Annotated in this window: 13 protein-coding genes; 5 read left to right on the forward strand and 8 right to left on the reverse strand. The window is 71.2% G+C overall.

Annotated features, from left to right (window positions below; all coding sequences use genetic code 11):
- Nucleotide 1: 1 nt before the first annotated feature.
- Entirely contained in the window at nucleotides 2–913 is a 912-nt protein-coding gene (locus tag B5D60_RS16860) for a GNAT family N-acetyltransferase (RefSeq protein ID WP_231948915.1), read from the reverse strand.
- Between the two features lie 122 nt (nucleotides 914–1,035).
- On the opposite strand from B5D60_RS16860, the gene helR reads away from it, so the two are divergent.
- Entirely contained in the window at nucleotides 1,036–3,174 is a 2,139-nt protein-coding gene (gene helR, locus B5D60_RS16155) for an RNA polymerase recycling motor ATPase HelR (RefSeq protein ID WP_078701109.1), read from the forward strand.
- Nucleotides 3,175–3,177: 3 nt separating this feature from the next.
- Here helR and B5D60_RS16160 read toward each other — a convergent pair whose 3' ends face one another.
- Nucleotides 3,178–4,380 carry an MFS transporter gene (locus B5D60_RS16160; protein ID WP_078701110.1) on the reverse strand — a complete coding sequence of 401 codons (1,203 nt, stop codon included), beginning with the start codon at nucleotides 4,378–4,380 and terminating at the stop codon, nucleotides 3,178–3,180.
- 59 nt (nucleotides 4,381–4,439) lie between these two features.
- On the reverse strand, nucleotides 4,440–6,794 hold the full coding sequence (locus B5D60_RS16165) for an ATP-binding cassette domain-containing protein (RefSeq protein WP_078701111.1): 2,355 nt from the start codon (nucleotides 6,792–6,794) through the stop codon (nucleotides 4,440–4,442).
- A gap of 152 nt (nucleotides 6,795–6,946) precedes the next feature.
- Here B5D60_RS16165 and B5D60_RS16170 point away from each other — a divergent pair, with 152 nt between their 5' ends.
- The gene (locus tag B5D60_RS16170) at nucleotides 6,947–7,372 is read left to right on the forward strand and encodes a YciI family protein (protein ID WP_078701112.1); all 426 of its coding nucleotides are present in this window, start codon (nucleotides 6,947–6,949) and stop codon (nucleotides 7,370–7,372) included.
- Between the two features lies 1 nt (nucleotide 7,373).
- Entirely contained in the window at nucleotides 7,374–8,618 is a 1,245-nt protein-coding gene (locus tag B5D60_RS16175) for an RNA polymerase sigma factor (protein WP_078701113.1), read from the forward strand.
- Nucleotides 8,619–8,631: 13 nt separating this feature from the next.
- Here the strand turns inward: B5D60_RS16175 and B5D60_RS16180 are convergent, their stop codons facing one another.
- The 4 genes from B5D60_RS16180 to B5D60_RS16195 are packed head-to-tail and all read right to left on the reverse strand — an operon-like array spanning nucleotide 8,632 to nucleotide 11,188.
- Nucleotides 8,632–9,285 (reverse strand): 4a-hydroxytetrahydrobiopterin dehydratase, encoded by a 654-nt coding sequence (locus B5D60_RS16180; protein ID WP_078701114.1) that lies wholly within the window; start codon nucleotides 9,283–9,285, stop codon nucleotides 8,632–8,634.
- Nucleotides 9,286–9,311: 26 nt separating this feature from the next.
- A complete protein-coding gene (locus B5D60_RS16185) occupies nucleotides 9,312–10,331 on the reverse strand; it encodes an LLM class flavin-dependent oxidoreductase (RefSeq protein WP_078701115.1) in 1,020 nt (339 codons plus the stop codon).
- A gap of 27 nt (nucleotides 10,332–10,358) precedes the next feature.
- A complete protein-coding gene (locus B5D60_RS16190) occupies nucleotides 10,359–10,583 on the reverse strand; it encodes a helix-turn-helix domain-containing protein (protein ID WP_078701116.1) in 225 nt (74 codons plus the stop codon).
- Entirely contained in the window at nucleotides 10,583–11,188 is a 606-nt protein-coding gene (locus B5D60_RS16195) for a DUF2975 domain-containing protein (protein ID WP_078701117.1), read from the reverse strand. Before B5D60_RS16195 ends, B5D60_RS16190 begins: the two co-directional genes overlap by 1 nt.
- A gap of 102 nt (nucleotides 11,189–11,290) precedes the next feature.
- On the opposite strand from B5D60_RS16195, the gene B5D60_RS16200 reads away from it, so the two are divergent.
- Both B5D60_RS16200 and B5D60_RS16205 read left to right on the forward strand, forming a co-directional pair.
- On the forward strand, nucleotides 11,291–11,809 hold the full coding sequence (locus tag B5D60_RS16200) for a GNAT family N-acetyltransferase (protein ID WP_078701118.1): 519 nt from the start codon (nucleotides 11,291–11,293) through the stop codon (nucleotides 11,807–11,809).
- 14 nt (nucleotides 11,810–11,823) lie between these two features.
- On the forward strand, nucleotides 11,824–12,234 hold the full coding sequence (locus tag B5D60_RS16205) for a DoxX family protein (protein WP_078701119.1): 411 nt from the start codon (nucleotides 11,824–11,826) through the stop codon (nucleotides 12,232–12,234).
- Here the strand turns inward: B5D60_RS16205 and B5D60_RS16210 are convergent.
- Nucleotides 12,200–12,820 carry an alpha-ketoglutarate-dependent dioxygenase AlkB gene (locus tag B5D60_RS16210; protein WP_078701120.1) on the reverse strand — a complete coding sequence of 207 codons (621 nt, stop codon included), beginning with the start codon at nucleotides 12,818–12,820 and terminating at the stop codon, nucleotides 12,200–12,202. The genes B5D60_RS16205 and B5D60_RS16210 overlap by 35 nt on opposite strands.
- Nucleotides 12,821–12,857 lie beyond the last annotated feature (37 nt).

Here is a 12,857-nt window from a genome sequence, read left to right on the forward strand (position 1 = left end):
GTTACTCCACGGTAGCCCCGGCGGCGGCCTCCTGCGGGCCGACCGGCTTGACCCACCGGCTCCACTCCCCCTGCGGTGCGTACCCCGCAGCGCGCCAGACCGCGGCTCCCGCCTCGTTCCCGTCCAGGACCATCGCGTCGAGACGGGTCGCACCCAGGTCGACCAGTCGATGCTCGGCGTGCCGCATCAGCCGGCGCGCGATGCCGCGGCCACGCGCCTCGGGCCCGACCGCCAGCCGGTAGAGATGGGCCCGCCAGCCGTCCCAGCCCGCGATCACCGTGCCCACGATCCGGTCGTCGAGCTCGGCCACGATGACGGCCGCCGGATCGCGCACGAGCAGCCGCTGCACCGCGGCCTCGGAGTCCTGCGGCCTCGACGCGTTCTCGGCCGAACCTGACCAGAACTCCAGCAGCTCGTCCACGTCGGCGAGGCATGCGTGGCGCAGCGCGAGGTCGCCGTCGACGACCTGCAGCGGATGCTCGGCGAACGTCGGGGCTTCGAAGCCCTCCACGTGGGCCCTCACGGCCTCGTCGGTGAGCCGGTAGTCGTCCGGCCCGGTGTTGCGTCGCTGACGGACGCGCTCCACCGCGGTCGACATGTCGACCGGGAGGTGGACGGTGCCGGCCACGATCCCGAGGTTGGCGACGAGCTCGCGGTAGGCGTCGCGCAGCTCGCGGGTGGAGAACGAGAGGTCGACCACGACGTCACGGCCCGCGGCGACGGCCTCGACGAGGCGGACCCGGAGCTCGTCCTCGATCTCGCCCAGGATCTCGGGCGGCGCTGGAAGCGACCTGACGCCGCGACGCCACGTCTCGACGTCGAATGACAGCCGGATCCAGCCGTCGTCCTCGAGGCGGCGGGCGTACGTGGACTTGCCGGACCCGGCCGCACCGCACAGCAGGATCACGGTCACGAGCGTCGGTCCTGTCTGCCGGATGCATGACGAAGGGAAGGGCGTTCGCCCTTCCCTCTCCAACGTATATCGCGGATGGGGGCTTGCCACAAGCCCCCCGACAGGGTCCAGAATCGTCGGTCATGGCAGCCGTATTCGCACTTCCCGACCATCTCCGGCACAAGGCCGAGCCCTCGATGATCGACCGCGACGCCCGGCACTTCGCCGCGATGGCGGCGCGGCTGGACCACGCCATCGCCCAGACGTCGGACGAACTGACCGAGGTGCTGCGCCGGCCGGGCGGCACCGGCCAGCAGGCCCTCGATCGCGACCAGGACGTGCACCGGCTCGAGGCCCGCCTGCGCCTGCTCCGGCGGTACAGCCTCGACCTGTGCCTGGGCCGGGTCGTGGGCACCGACGGCACCGTCACCTACGTCGGTCGCCTCGGGCTCAGCGACGGCTCCGGCGACCGGCTCCTCGTGGACTGGCGCTCCCCCGCCGCGGCGCCGTTCTTCGCGGCGACCCCGGCGCGGCCGATGGACGTCGAGAGCCGGCGTCGTTACCGCTGGCAGGGTGGGTACGTCGTGGACTACTGGGACGAGGTCCTCTCCCCCGGCGCCGCCACCGCCCACCTGGCGCTCGACGACGACTCGGCGTTCCTCACGGGGCTCGCCGCCAGCCGCTCCCCCGCGATGCGCGACGTCCTGGGCACGATCGCCGCCGACCAGGACGCGATCATCCGGGCCGACTCGGCTGGCGCGCTCGTCGTCGACGGCGGTCCTGGCACCGGCAAGACCGTGGTGGCGCTCCATCGTGCGGCGTACCTGCTGTACGCCGACCCGCGACTGTCGCAGGGCCACGGCAGCATTCTCTTCGTCGGCCCGCACGACCCCTACCTCGCGTACGTGGCGGACGTGCTGCCGAGCCTGGGCGAGGACGGCGTGCTGACCTGCACCCCTCGCGATCTCGTCCCCGAGGGTGCGTCGGCCGTGGCCGAGCGTGACCCGCGGATCGCCGAGCTCAAGGCCGGCACCGCTCTCGTGAACGCGATCGAGCCGGCGGTCGCCCTCTACGAGGAGCCGCCGAAGGTGGAGTGCACCGTCGACACCCCGTGGGGCGAGGTGGACCTCACCGCTCCCGACTGGGCCGAGGCCTTCGCGGCGCCCGGCCCGCACGTGCCGCACAACGAGGCGCGGGGCCTCGTGTGGGAGGCCCTCGCCGAGATCGTCGCGGACCGGCTGTCCCGAGAGGAGGTCGACCTCGACTCCCTCGTGACGGCACTGCGGCGCGACGCCGAGCTCGTCGACACACTCGAACGGTCGTGGGTGATCCTCGAGCCCACCGACGTCGTGGCGGACCTCTGGGCCGTTCCCGCCTACCTGCGCCGATGCGCTCCGGGGCTGCGCGACGAGGACCTGCGCCTGCTGCGACGGGACGAGTCGGTCTCGTGGACGGACGCGGACCTGCCGCTGCTCGACGCCGCGCATGCGCGGCTCGGCGACCCGGGCCACGACCGGACGGAGCAGCGCCGGCACGACGCCCTGGTCGAGCAGCGGACGTCGATGGATCGCGTCGTCGACGACCTGCTCGCCGCGATGGAGCACGACGACGGTGAGGGCTTGTGGAGCTCGCTCCGTCAGGAGGGCCTCCGGGAGGCGCTGGTCGACGAGTCCGCCGTCATCTCGGCCTCGTCCGACGTCCTGTCCGGTCCGTTCGCCCACGTCGTCGTGGACGAGGCCCAGGAGCTGACCGACGCGCAGTGGGCGATGCTGCTGCGCCGCTGCCCCTCGCGCAGCCTCACGGTGGTGGGCGACCGCGCCCAGGCGCGTCGTGGCTTCACCGAGTCCTGGGCCGAGAGGCTCGCGCGGGTCGGCGTTCCGGACGTGCGCGAGTCCACCCTCACCCTCAACTACCGCACGCCGCGCGAGGTCATGGCCGAGGCCGGCCCGGTGATCCGTGCCGCGATCCCCGACGCGAACGTGCCCGAGTCGATCCGCGCCAGCGGCTCCCCCGTCGTCCGCACGAAGGTCAGCGACGTCCCGGCCCTCGTGGATCGGTGGCTGTCCGAGCACGAGGAGGGCGTCGCGTGCGTCATCGGCGACCCGTCGTTCCCCGAGGAGTCGCGCGTGCGCTCACTCTCGCCGACGCTGGTCAAGGGGCTGGAGTTCGACCTCGTCGTGGTGGTCGACCCGGACGGCTGGGGTGAGGACGTAGCGTCGGCCGTCGACCGCTACGTCGCCATGACCCGGACGACGCGCGACCTGGTGATCGCGCGACCGTGACGCTCAGTCCGGGGAGCCGAACTTCCGCAGTAGCGCGGCCAGCGCCGAGAGAGCCACCACGACCCCGCCGTAGACCATCGCGGTGGGCGTCAGCCCGAACTCCCCCACGGCGAATCCGGCCAGGACCGCCGGGACACCGAAGGCGACGTAGCTGGCCACGAAGACCGCGGCGAACAGCTCGCCGCGGCGCTCGGGCGGCGCCAACGGCGTGATCGAGCGCATGACGCCCATGAACGAGGCGCCGAAGCCCGTGCCCGCGAACACGGCGGCCGCGAGGAACCAGGGCAGGCTGCCGGCGGCGAGCGCCACGAGCGTCAGTGCCGTGCCGACCGCGAGGGTGGTGGTGCCGTACAGCGTGACGCGGCGGCCGGACCACCCGCGGGCGACGAAGCACATCGCGGCGCCCGCGCCGTTGATCGCGGTGATGGCCACGCCCTGCGCGACGTGGCTGTCGCCGCCGAGCTCCTGGGCGACCAAGGGGGCGCCGAGCGAGAGGTAGAAGCCGCTCGTGGCCCACCCGGCGATGAGGGCGGGAAGCGCGCGGAGGAACGCGGCGCGGGCCTCGGGAGGCACGCCCACGTTGGGCCGGAGCGAGGCCCAGACGCCCGCTCGCCGGGCCGACGTCTCGGGCGCCACCCACACCAGCAGCGCCATCAGAACGAACAGGCCCGTGAGCACGCCGAAGACCGCGGTGAACGGATCCTCGTCCACGTACTCGAGGACGAGGCCGGCGATCAGGCCTCCCGCGGCCAGTCCGGCCAACGGCGTGACCGAGTTCGCGATCGCACCCCAACCGGGCCGGCTGACGGGCTCGAGGTCGACCACCGCGGCGGACATCGAGGACATCAGGAGCCCGGCGCCGAAGCCCTGGACGACGCGCGCGGCGATGAGCAGGCCGACGGTCTCGGCCTGCCAGAACGCCGTCATGCTGACCGCCAGGACGAGGAGTCCAGCGGTGATGACCGGCCGCCGGCCGAGGTGATCGGACAGGGATCCGGTGAGCAGCAGCGTCACGAGCATCGACACCGCGTAGACCGCGAAGATCAGCGTCATCGTGACCGAGGAGAACCCGATGCGCTCCTGGAGCACCGGGTAGAACGGCGAGGGAGCGCTCGCACCGATCAGGAAGACCGTCAGCGCGACCAGCACCACGACGAACCCCACCTGGCGGCGAACTCGGGTCCGTTCGGTGGGCAGCGCTCTCATGATGGGCCGAGTGTAGGACAGGTCACACCCGGCCCCACCAGCCCCATCCCGCGCGACGCTCAGGCGCCGACGTAGGCCGCCAGGTGCTCCCCGGTGAGCGTGGGCCGCCCGGCCACGAGGTCGGCCGGGGTGCCCTCGAAGACGATCCGCCCGCCGTCGTGACCCGCGCCGGGGCCGAGATCGATGATCCAGTCCGCGTGCGCCATGACGGCCTGGTGGTGCTCGATCACGATGACGGACTTGCCCGACTCGACGAGGCGGTCGAGCAGGCCGAGCAGCTGCTGGACGTCGGCCAGGTGCAGGCCGGACGTGGGCTCGTCGAGGACGTACGTGCCGCCCTTCTCCCCCATGTGGGTGGCCAGCTTGATGCGCTGGCGCTCGCCACCGGAGAGGGTCGACAGCGGCTGGCCCAGGGTCAGGTACCCCAGACCCACGTCCTCGAGGCGGGCCAGGATCCTCGCCGCGGCGGCGACATTCACGCCGTCCTTGCCGAAGAACGCGTGCGCCTCGGCCACCGGCATCGCGAGCACCTCGCTGATGTCGCGCTCCCCCAGCTTGTACTCGAGCACGGCGGCGTCGAACCGGCGGCCCTCGCACACCTCGCACGGCGACTCGACCGTGGCCAGGATGCCAAGGTCGGTGAACACGACGCCCACCCCGTTGCAGTTCGGGCAGGCCCCCTCGGAGTTGGCCGAGAACAGCGCCGGCTTGACGCCGTTCTCCTTCGCGAAGGCCTTGCGGATGGGGTCGAGCAGGCCGGTGTAGGTGGCCGGGTTGCTGCGCCGCGACCCGCGGATCGCGCCCTGGTCGATCGCGACGACGTCGTCGTTCCTCGCGACCGAGCCGTGGATGAGCGAGCTCTTGCCCGACCCCGCGACGCCCGTGACCACCACGAGGACCCCGAGTGGGATGTCGACGTCGACGTCCTGCAGGTTGTGCGAGCTGGCTCCGCGCACCTCGAGCTGGCCCGTGGGGGTGCGCACCGAGTCCTTGACGGTGGCGCGGTCGTCGATGTGGCGCCCCGTGACGGTGTCGCTCGCGCGCAGGCCGTCGAAGGTGCCCTCGAACATGATCTGCCCGCCGCCGCTGCCGGCCGCGGGTCCGAGGTCGACCACGTGGTCGGCGATCGCGATGGCCTCGGGCTTGTGCTCGACCACCAGGACGGTGTTGCCCTTGTCGCGCAGCTGCAGCAGCAGCTCGTTCATCCGGTCGATGTCGTGCGGGTGCAGGCCGACCGTGGGCTCGTCGAAGACGTACGTCACGTCGGTGAGGGACGAGCCGAGATGACGGATCATCTTCGTGCGCTGGGCCTCGCCGCCGGAGAGCGTGCCGGCCGGGCGGTCGAGCGACAGGTAGCCCAGGCCGATCTGGACGAACGAGTCCAGCGTGTCGCCCAGCACCGACAGCAGCGGCGCGACCGACGGCTCGTCGAGCTCGCGCACCCAGGCCGCGAGATCGGTGATCTGCATGGCGCAGGCGTCGGCGATGCTGATGTCCCTGATCTTCGAGGACCGCGCCCCCTCGTTCAGCCGCGTGCCGTCGCACTCCGGGCACGTCTGGAACGTGATCGCGCGGTCGACGAAGGCGCGGATGTGCGGCTGCATCGCCTCGCGGTCCTTCGACAGCATCGACTTCTGGATCTTGGGGATGAGGCCCTCGAAGGTGATGTTGACGCCCTCGACCTTGATCTTGGTGGGCTCCTTGTAGAGCAGGGCGTCGAGTTGCTTCTTCGTGAAGTCCTTGATCGGCTTGTCGCCGGGGAAGAAGTCGCCGTTGCGGTAGATCCGGCCGTACCAGCCCTCCATGGAGTAGCCGGGAATCGTCAGCGCGCCCTCGGCGAGCGACTTCGTCTCGTCGTAGAGGGCCGTGAGGTCGAAGTCGGACACCGCTCCCCTGCCCTCGCAGCGCGGGCACATGCCGCCGGTGATCGAGAACTCGCGGCGCTCCTTCACCGTGCGGCCGCCGGACTCGAACGAGACGGCGCCCGCGCCGCTGACGGACGCCACGTTGAACGAGAAGGCCTGGGGCGACCCGACGTGGGGCTCGCCGAGCCGGCTGAACAGGATGCGCAGCATCGCGTTCGCGTCCGTGGCCGTGCCGACGGTGGAGCGCGGGTCGGATCCCATGCGCTCCTGGTCGACGAGGATCGCGGTGGTGAGACCGTCGAGGACGTCGACGTCCGGGCGGGCCATGGAGGGCATGAAGCCCTGGACGAACGAGCTGTAGGTCTCGTTGATGAGGCGCTGGGACTCCGCGGCGATGGTCCCGAACACCAGGGAGCTCTTGCCCGAGCCGGAGACGCCGGTGAACACCGTGAGGCGCCGCTTCGGCAGCTCGACGCTGACGTCCTTGAGGTTGTTGACCCTGGCGCCGTGGACGCGGATCAGGTCGTGCGTGTCGGCCGGATGGCTCATGCGAAGGTCCTCTCCTGTTCCCTCGCAGAACCTATACCGTGGCCCGGACGAGATTCGACGAAGTTTTTTCTCGAAGGCTGTCGATCTCGGCCGACGCCGTTCGACGTCATGGTGAGAGGACGCAGGGTGCGTCCGGTGAGAGGACCGAAATCATGAAGAAGTACATGCTGATCATGCGGACGACCGACGAGGCCCTCGCGGCGTCGAAGGAGATGGACTTCGAGGAGATCATCAACGCGATGGGCGCCTACAACGAGGCGCTCATGAACGCGGGCGTGATGGCCGGGGGTGACGGTCTCTCCGACCCGTCCGAGGGCTTCGTGGTCGACTTCTCCGCCGAGGAGCCGATCGTCACCGACGGTCCCTACGGCGAGACGCACGAGCTGTTCAACGGCTTCTGGGTCCTGCAGGTCGCCTCGCGCGAGGAGGCCATCGAGTGGGCCAAGCGCTGCCCGCTGGGCCCCGGGTCGAAGCTCGAGGTGCGCCGCGTCACCGACGAGTCCGACTTCGAGGGCTTTGCCGACAACGAGTACGTGCAGAAGGAGGCCGGCTGGCGCGAGCAGCTCGGCAACGCCTGACATGGACGATCTCGCCGCGACCCTCGATGCCGTCTGGCGCATCGAGGGTCCGCGGGTCGTCGCCACGCTCGCCCGCATGACCGGCGACCTCTCCGAGGCCGAGGACCTGGCCCAGGACGCGGTCGCAGAGGCGTTGCGCGTCTGGCCCGAGTCGGGCGTCCCCCGCAACCCGGGTGCCTGGCTCACCACGGTGGCCCGGCGTCGGGCGGTCGACGGCTGGCGGCGCAGGGCGGCCCTCGACGAGCGTCACCACGCCATGGCCCACCAGCTCGAGCAGGACGACGACACGGCGTGGGCGCCGATCGAGGACGACCTGCTGCGCCTCGTCTTCACCGCGTGCCACCCGGTGCTCGCGCGGGAGGCCCAGGTCGCGCTGACCCTGCGCGTCGTGGCCGGCCTGTCCACCACCGAGATCGCGCGCCTGCTGCTCTCCAGCGTCCCGGCGGTGCAGCAGCGCATCGTCCGCGCCAAGCGGACCCTCAGCGAGGCGCGCGTGCCGTTCGAGGAGCCCGACCACACCGAGTGGTCCGCCCGGCTCTCGGCGGTGCTGACCGTGATCTACCTGCTCTACACCGAGGGCTACGCCGCGAGCGCCGGCGACCGCTGGGTCCGCCGCGACCTGGCCCAGGAGGCCCTGCGCCTCGGCCGCGTCGTCGGCCGGCTGCTGCCCGGCGAGCCCGAGATCCACGGGCTCGTCTCACTGATGGAGCTGCAGTCGTCGCGCTTCGCGGCCCGCACGGACCGCCACGGCGATCCGGTGACCCTCGCCGAGCAGGACCGCCGGCTCTGGGACCGCACGCAGATCGCCCGCGGCATCGCGGCGCTCGAGCGTGTCGACGAGCTGGGACGCGGCCGGGGCCCCTACGCGCTGCAGGCCGCCATCGCCGCGTGCCACGCGACGGCCCCGTCGTTCGCCGCCACGGACTGGGAGCGGATCCTGGTGCTCTACGACGCGCTCTCCGCGCTGGTCCCCGGGCCCGTGGTCCGGCTGAATCGGGCTGCCGCGCTCTCGATGACCGAGGGCGGCCTGGAGCCCGCGCTGGCCGAGATCGACCGGATCGACGCCGAGGGCTCGCTCTCGCGCAGCCACCTCGTGGCCAGCACGCGCGCGGACCTCCTGCTCAGGCTGGGACGCACCGCCGAGGCACGCGGCCAGTTCATCGCGGCAGCCGAGCTCGCCGGCAACGACCTGGAGCGGGCCTGGCTGCAGGCGCGCGCCGCGTCGCTGGAGTTCGGCTCCTCCTGACCGGGTCGGTCGATCAGCTGCGATCCATCACGGTGCAGAGGCAGGCCTTGTTGCCCTCGGCGTCCTCCAGCACGACGAAGGACGGCGACTCGGAGTCGTCGAAGACGCGCCCACCCGCAGCCACGCCGGCCTCGATCCGGGAGGGAAGCTGGCCCACCGGAATCCAGATGTCGAGGTGGAAGCACATCGACGGAGCCTCGTTGCGACGCTCGGTGGGCTGGAACCACAGCAGCGGAACCTGGCCCGTGTCGTCGGTGACCTGCTCACCGTCGTAGGCGTTCGCGTCACCGGTGAGCATCGCGGCCCAGAACGGGCCGATCGCGTCCTTGTCCTGGGCGTTGAGCGCGATCTCGACGATGGCCAGGCGCGCGGGATCGGACTCGAACCCCCGCTCCCCCGCCAGGTCGCTGATCGTGCGCGCGAGGTCGAGGTCCCGGTCGGTGATGCCACCGGAGTCGTGGCTGATCAGCGTGATGTCGACGTGGGTGTAGGTGAGCTTCACGTCCGGGTGGTGGTTCGCCGCCTCGGCCGCGGCACCGATGTCGACGACGAACTCCAGGCCCTGGGCGAAGTCGCCGGTGCGGAACCGGGCGTGCAGGCTGTGGACGAGGGGGCGCCAGTCATCCAGGCCGGCGGCGATGATCGTCGGGACGTCGAGCGTGCTCATGAGGACAGCATCGACCCGTGTCGCGATCAGCGCCAGCCCAGTGCGGGAGCCACGTGCGTCAGCAGGCTCTCGATCACGTGGGCGTTGTAGTCGACCCCGAGCTGGTTCGGGACGGTCAGCAACAGCGTGTCGGCGGCCGCGATCGCCTCGTCCTCGGCGAGCTCCTTCACCAGCACGTCCGGCTCGGCCGCGTAGGAGCGTCCGAACCGCGCCGAGCCTCCGTCGAGGAAGCCGACCTGGTCGGTGCTGCGCGACTCGTGGCCGAAGTAGGCCCGGTCGAGGTCGGACACCAGCGGGAAGATGCTGCGGCTCACCGAGACGCGGGGCTCGCGCTCGTGGCCGGCCTCCTTCCACGCGTCGCGGAAGCGCTGGATCTGCTCGGCCTGGAGCTGGTGGAACGGCACGCCCGTGTCCTCGGTGAGCAGGGTCGAGCTCATCAGGTTCATGCCCTGCTCGGCGGTCCACTCGGCGGTCGCGCGCGAGCCGGCGCCCCACCAGATGCGGTCGCGGAGTCCGGGCGAGTGCGGCTCCAGCGGGAGAGGGCCCGGAGGGTTCGGGAACATCGGCCGTGGGTTCGGCTCGGCGAAGCCCTCCCCCTTGAGCACCTCCATCAGCACCTGCGTGTGACCGCGGGCCATGTCGGCGTCGCTCATGCCCTCGGGCGGCTCGAATCCGAAGTACCGGTAGCCGGCGATGACCTGCTCCGGTGATCCCCGGCTGATGCCCAGCTGCAGCCGTCCGCCGGAGATGAGGTCGGCGGCGGCGGCGTTCTCGGCGAAGTACAGGGGGTTCTCGTACCGCATGTCGATGACGCCGGTGCCCAGCTCGATCCGGCTCGTGCGTGCGGCCGCCGCGGCGAGCAGCGGGAACGGCGACGCCAGCTGCCGGGCGAAGTGGTGCACGCGGAAGTACGCGCCGTCGGCGCCCAGCTCCTCGGCCGCGACCGCGAGGTCGATCGACTGCAGGAGCGTGTCCCGGGCCGAGCGGGTCGCCGACTGGGGCGAGTCGGACCAGTGCCCGAACGACAGGAAGCCGATGTTCTTCATGTCCTGGTCAACGCTGCGCGGCGCCGATCATTCCGCGATCACCAACAGATCGCCGATCTCGCAGTCGAGCGCCTCGCAGACGGCCGTCAGGGTGGTGAACCGGATGGCGCGGGCGCGATCGTTCTTCAGCACCGACAGGTTGACCACGGTGACGCCGACGATCTCGGCCAGCCGGGTGAGCGTCATCCCCCGCTCGGCCAGCAGCTCGTCGAGCCGGCAGTGCACCCGGTGCTCGTCGTCCTCCGGCGGCATCAGACCAGCCCTTCGGCGTCCCGCTGCATCCGCTCCCCCGCGTGGAACGCCGCGGCCAGGCTGCCCACGACGATCGCGATGAACAGGTACATCGGCGAGAACTGCATCGATACCGAGACGTCGGCCGCCTCGGGCGTGACCGTGGCCAGCGCACCGTTGCTGGCCATCGTCCGCGCCAGGGAGCTCACGAGCCAGCCCCCGACGATCAGCAGGGACGTCGTCGTGACCAACCGGGTGTTCGTCCTGCTGAAGAACACGCCACCGGCGAGGTTCCGGCACAGCCACGAGATGCACACCATGACCCCGATGACTGCCACGGCCGGGACGACGACGGCGGCGATCGCCGAGACGTAGCTCGCCGGCGCGAGGTCCGAGACCCGGATCGTCGCATGGTCCAGATCGACCCGGACGGGCTCGGCCAGCCCGGCGATCGCGATCGCCTGCTGCTGGCTCTCGAAGTACACCTCGACCGGGACGTCCTGGTTGGGCAGGATCTGCAGGACCCGGCGCACCGCGCCGATCGCCGTGCCCACGATGACCGCGGCCGCGAGGGCGACGGCGAGCCAGAGGTCCGAACGGGTGGCGGTGCCGAAGGGCGCTTTCATGGGAACCTCGCTCCATATCGTTTGTCGATGTTATCGAAACACGATATGTGACCCGCGTCAAACGTCCGGCGCCGCACCGCCCGCGCCTGACATGATTCCGGCATGGCCGTCACCCGTCTCGTCGCCACGACCGACGCCGAGGCGCTCGCCGACGTCCTGCGCCGCAATCGCCGCGCCATGGCCGCCCTCGAGCCGAAGCGACCCGAGATCTACTTCACCGAGAAGGGGCAGCGCGCGATCATCCAGGACGCGCTGCGGCGGTACGAGGAGGGCGTGTCGTTCCCTCGCGTGATCCTCGGTCCCGACGACTCCGTGGTCGGGCGGGTCAACCTCAACGAGATCGTCCGCGGCCCCTCGATGAAGGGCGTGCTCGGCTACTACGTCGACGAGGCGCACCAAGGCCGTGGGCTGGCCAGCGCCGCGGTGGACGAGATCGTGCAGCTGGCGTTCGTGCGCCTCGGACTGCACCGGATCGAGGCCGGGACACGCCTGGACAACCACTCCAGCCAGCGCGTCCTGGAGAAGAACGGCTTCGTCCGATTCGGCGTGGCGCGCGACTACCTGCGTCTCGCCGGCACGTGGCACGACCACGTCCTCTACGAGCGCATCTTCGGCGACTGACCTAGCGTCGGAGCATGAAGACGATCGGCAGGATCCTGCTCGGGGGCATGCTCGCGTTCGCGGGCGTCGGCCACCTGACCTTCGCCCGCGACGAGTTCGACGCGCAGGTGCCGAACAGCATCCCGTTCGACGAGGAAGTCGTCGTGGTCGTCTCCGGCGTCGTGGAGATCGCCCTCGGCGCGGCGCTCATGGCGGTGCCCCGCCACCGCCGGCTGATCGGCCTGGTGGCGGCCGCGTTCTTCGTCGCCGTCTTCCCGGGCAACGTCTCGCAGTACCTCAACGGCGTGGACGCGTTCGGGCTCGACAGCGACCGGGCCCGCCTCGTCCGCTTGTTCTTCCAGCCGGTGCTCGTGGTGTGGGCCCTGTGGTCGACCGACGCGCTCGAGCTGGTCAGAGAACGCCGGCGACGCGGAACTGCACGCTGATCCTGGGCCCGACCGCACGCGCCGTCTTGAGGATCGCGTGCTCCCACGTGCGCTGGCAACTGCCGCCCATGACAGAGAGGTCGCCGTGGCCGAGGCTGAATCCGGTCTGCGGACCTCCCCCGGCGGGCCGCAGGCTGAGCTTGCGCTCGGCCCCCAGGGACAGGATGGCCACCATGGTGTCCTCGGTGCGGCTGCGGCCGATGCGGTCGCCGTGCCAGGCCACCGAGTCGTTGCCGTCGCGGTAGAAGCACAGTCCGGCCGTGACGAAGGGCTCGCCGAGCTCGTCGGCATAGTGCGCCGAGAGCGCGTCGCGCGCCTCCTCCAGCGCGGGATGCGGCAGCGGGCGGCGCGGTCCGTAGAAGCAGAGCAGCCGCGGCACGTCGACGACGCGCTCGTACATCTCGCGGCGTTCCTCGCGCCACGGCACCTCCGTCCGCAGCGTCTCGAACAGCTCATCAGAGCCGCTCACCCACCCGGGCAGCGTGTCGACCCAGGCCCCTTCGGAGAGCGGGTGGCGCTGCACGCGATCGAGCGCGCCGACGCGCACGCCGGCGTCACCGTCGAGCAGGGAGCCTTGGAACCACATGCCTGTAGATTACGCCGCTTTCCCGAACATGTGTTCA

It is taken from the genome of Aeromicrobium choanae (assembly GCF_900167475.1).
Lineage (GTDB): Bacteria > Actinomycetota > Actinomycetes > Propionibacteriales > Nocardioidaceae > Aeromicrobium > Aeromicrobium choanae.

Excerpts from the sequence above, each read along its gene's own strand:
- helR (WP_078701109.1), top strand. The coding sequence starts at position 1,036 with ATGGCAGCCGTATTCGCACTTCCCGACCATCTCCGGCACAAGGCCGAG.
- B5D60_RS16160 (WP_078701110.1), bottom strand. The coding sequence starts at position 4,380 with ATGAGAGCGCTGCCCACCGAACGGACCCGAGTTCGCCGCCAGGTGGGG.
- B5D60_RS16165 (WP_078701111.1), bottom strand. The coding sequence starts at position 6,794 with ATGAGCCATCCGGCCGACACGCACGACCTGATCCGCGTCCACGGCGCC.
- B5D60_RS16170 (WP_078701112.1), top strand. The coding sequence starts at position 6,947 with ATGAAGAAGTACATGCTGATCATGCGGACGACCGACGAGGCCCTCGCG.
- B5D60_RS16175 (WP_078701113.1), top strand. The coding sequence starts at position 7,374 with ATGGACGATCTCGCCGCGACCCTCGATGCCGTCTGGCGCATCGAGGGT.
- B5D60_RS16180 (WP_078701114.1), bottom strand. The coding sequence starts at position 9,285 with ATGAGCACGCTCGACGTCCCGACGATCATCGCCGCCGGCCTGGATGAC.
- B5D60_RS16185 (WP_078701115.1), bottom strand. The coding sequence starts at position 10,331 with ATGAAGAACATCGGCTTCCTGTCGTTCGGGCACTGGTCCGACTCGCCC.
- B5D60_RS16190 (WP_078701116.1), bottom strand. The coding sequence starts at position 10,583 with ATGCCGCCGGAGGACGACGAGCACCGGGTGCACTGCCGGCTCGACGAG.
- B5D60_RS16195 (WP_078701117.1), bottom strand. The coding sequence starts at position 11,188 with ATGAAAGCGCCCTTCGGCACCGCCACCCGTTCGGACCTCTGGCTCGCC.
- B5D60_RS16200 (WP_078701118.1), top strand. The coding sequence starts at position 11,291 with ATGGCCGTCACCCGTCTCGTCGCCACGACCGACGCCGAGGCGCTCGCC.
- B5D60_RS16205 (WP_078701119.1), top strand. The coding sequence starts at position 11,824 with ATGAAGACGATCGGCAGGATCCTGCTCGGGGGCATGCTCGCGTTCGCG.
- B5D60_RS16210 (WP_078701120.1), bottom strand. The coding sequence starts at position 12,820 with ATGTGGTTCCAAGGCTCCCTGCTCGACGGTGACGCCGGCGTGCGCGTC.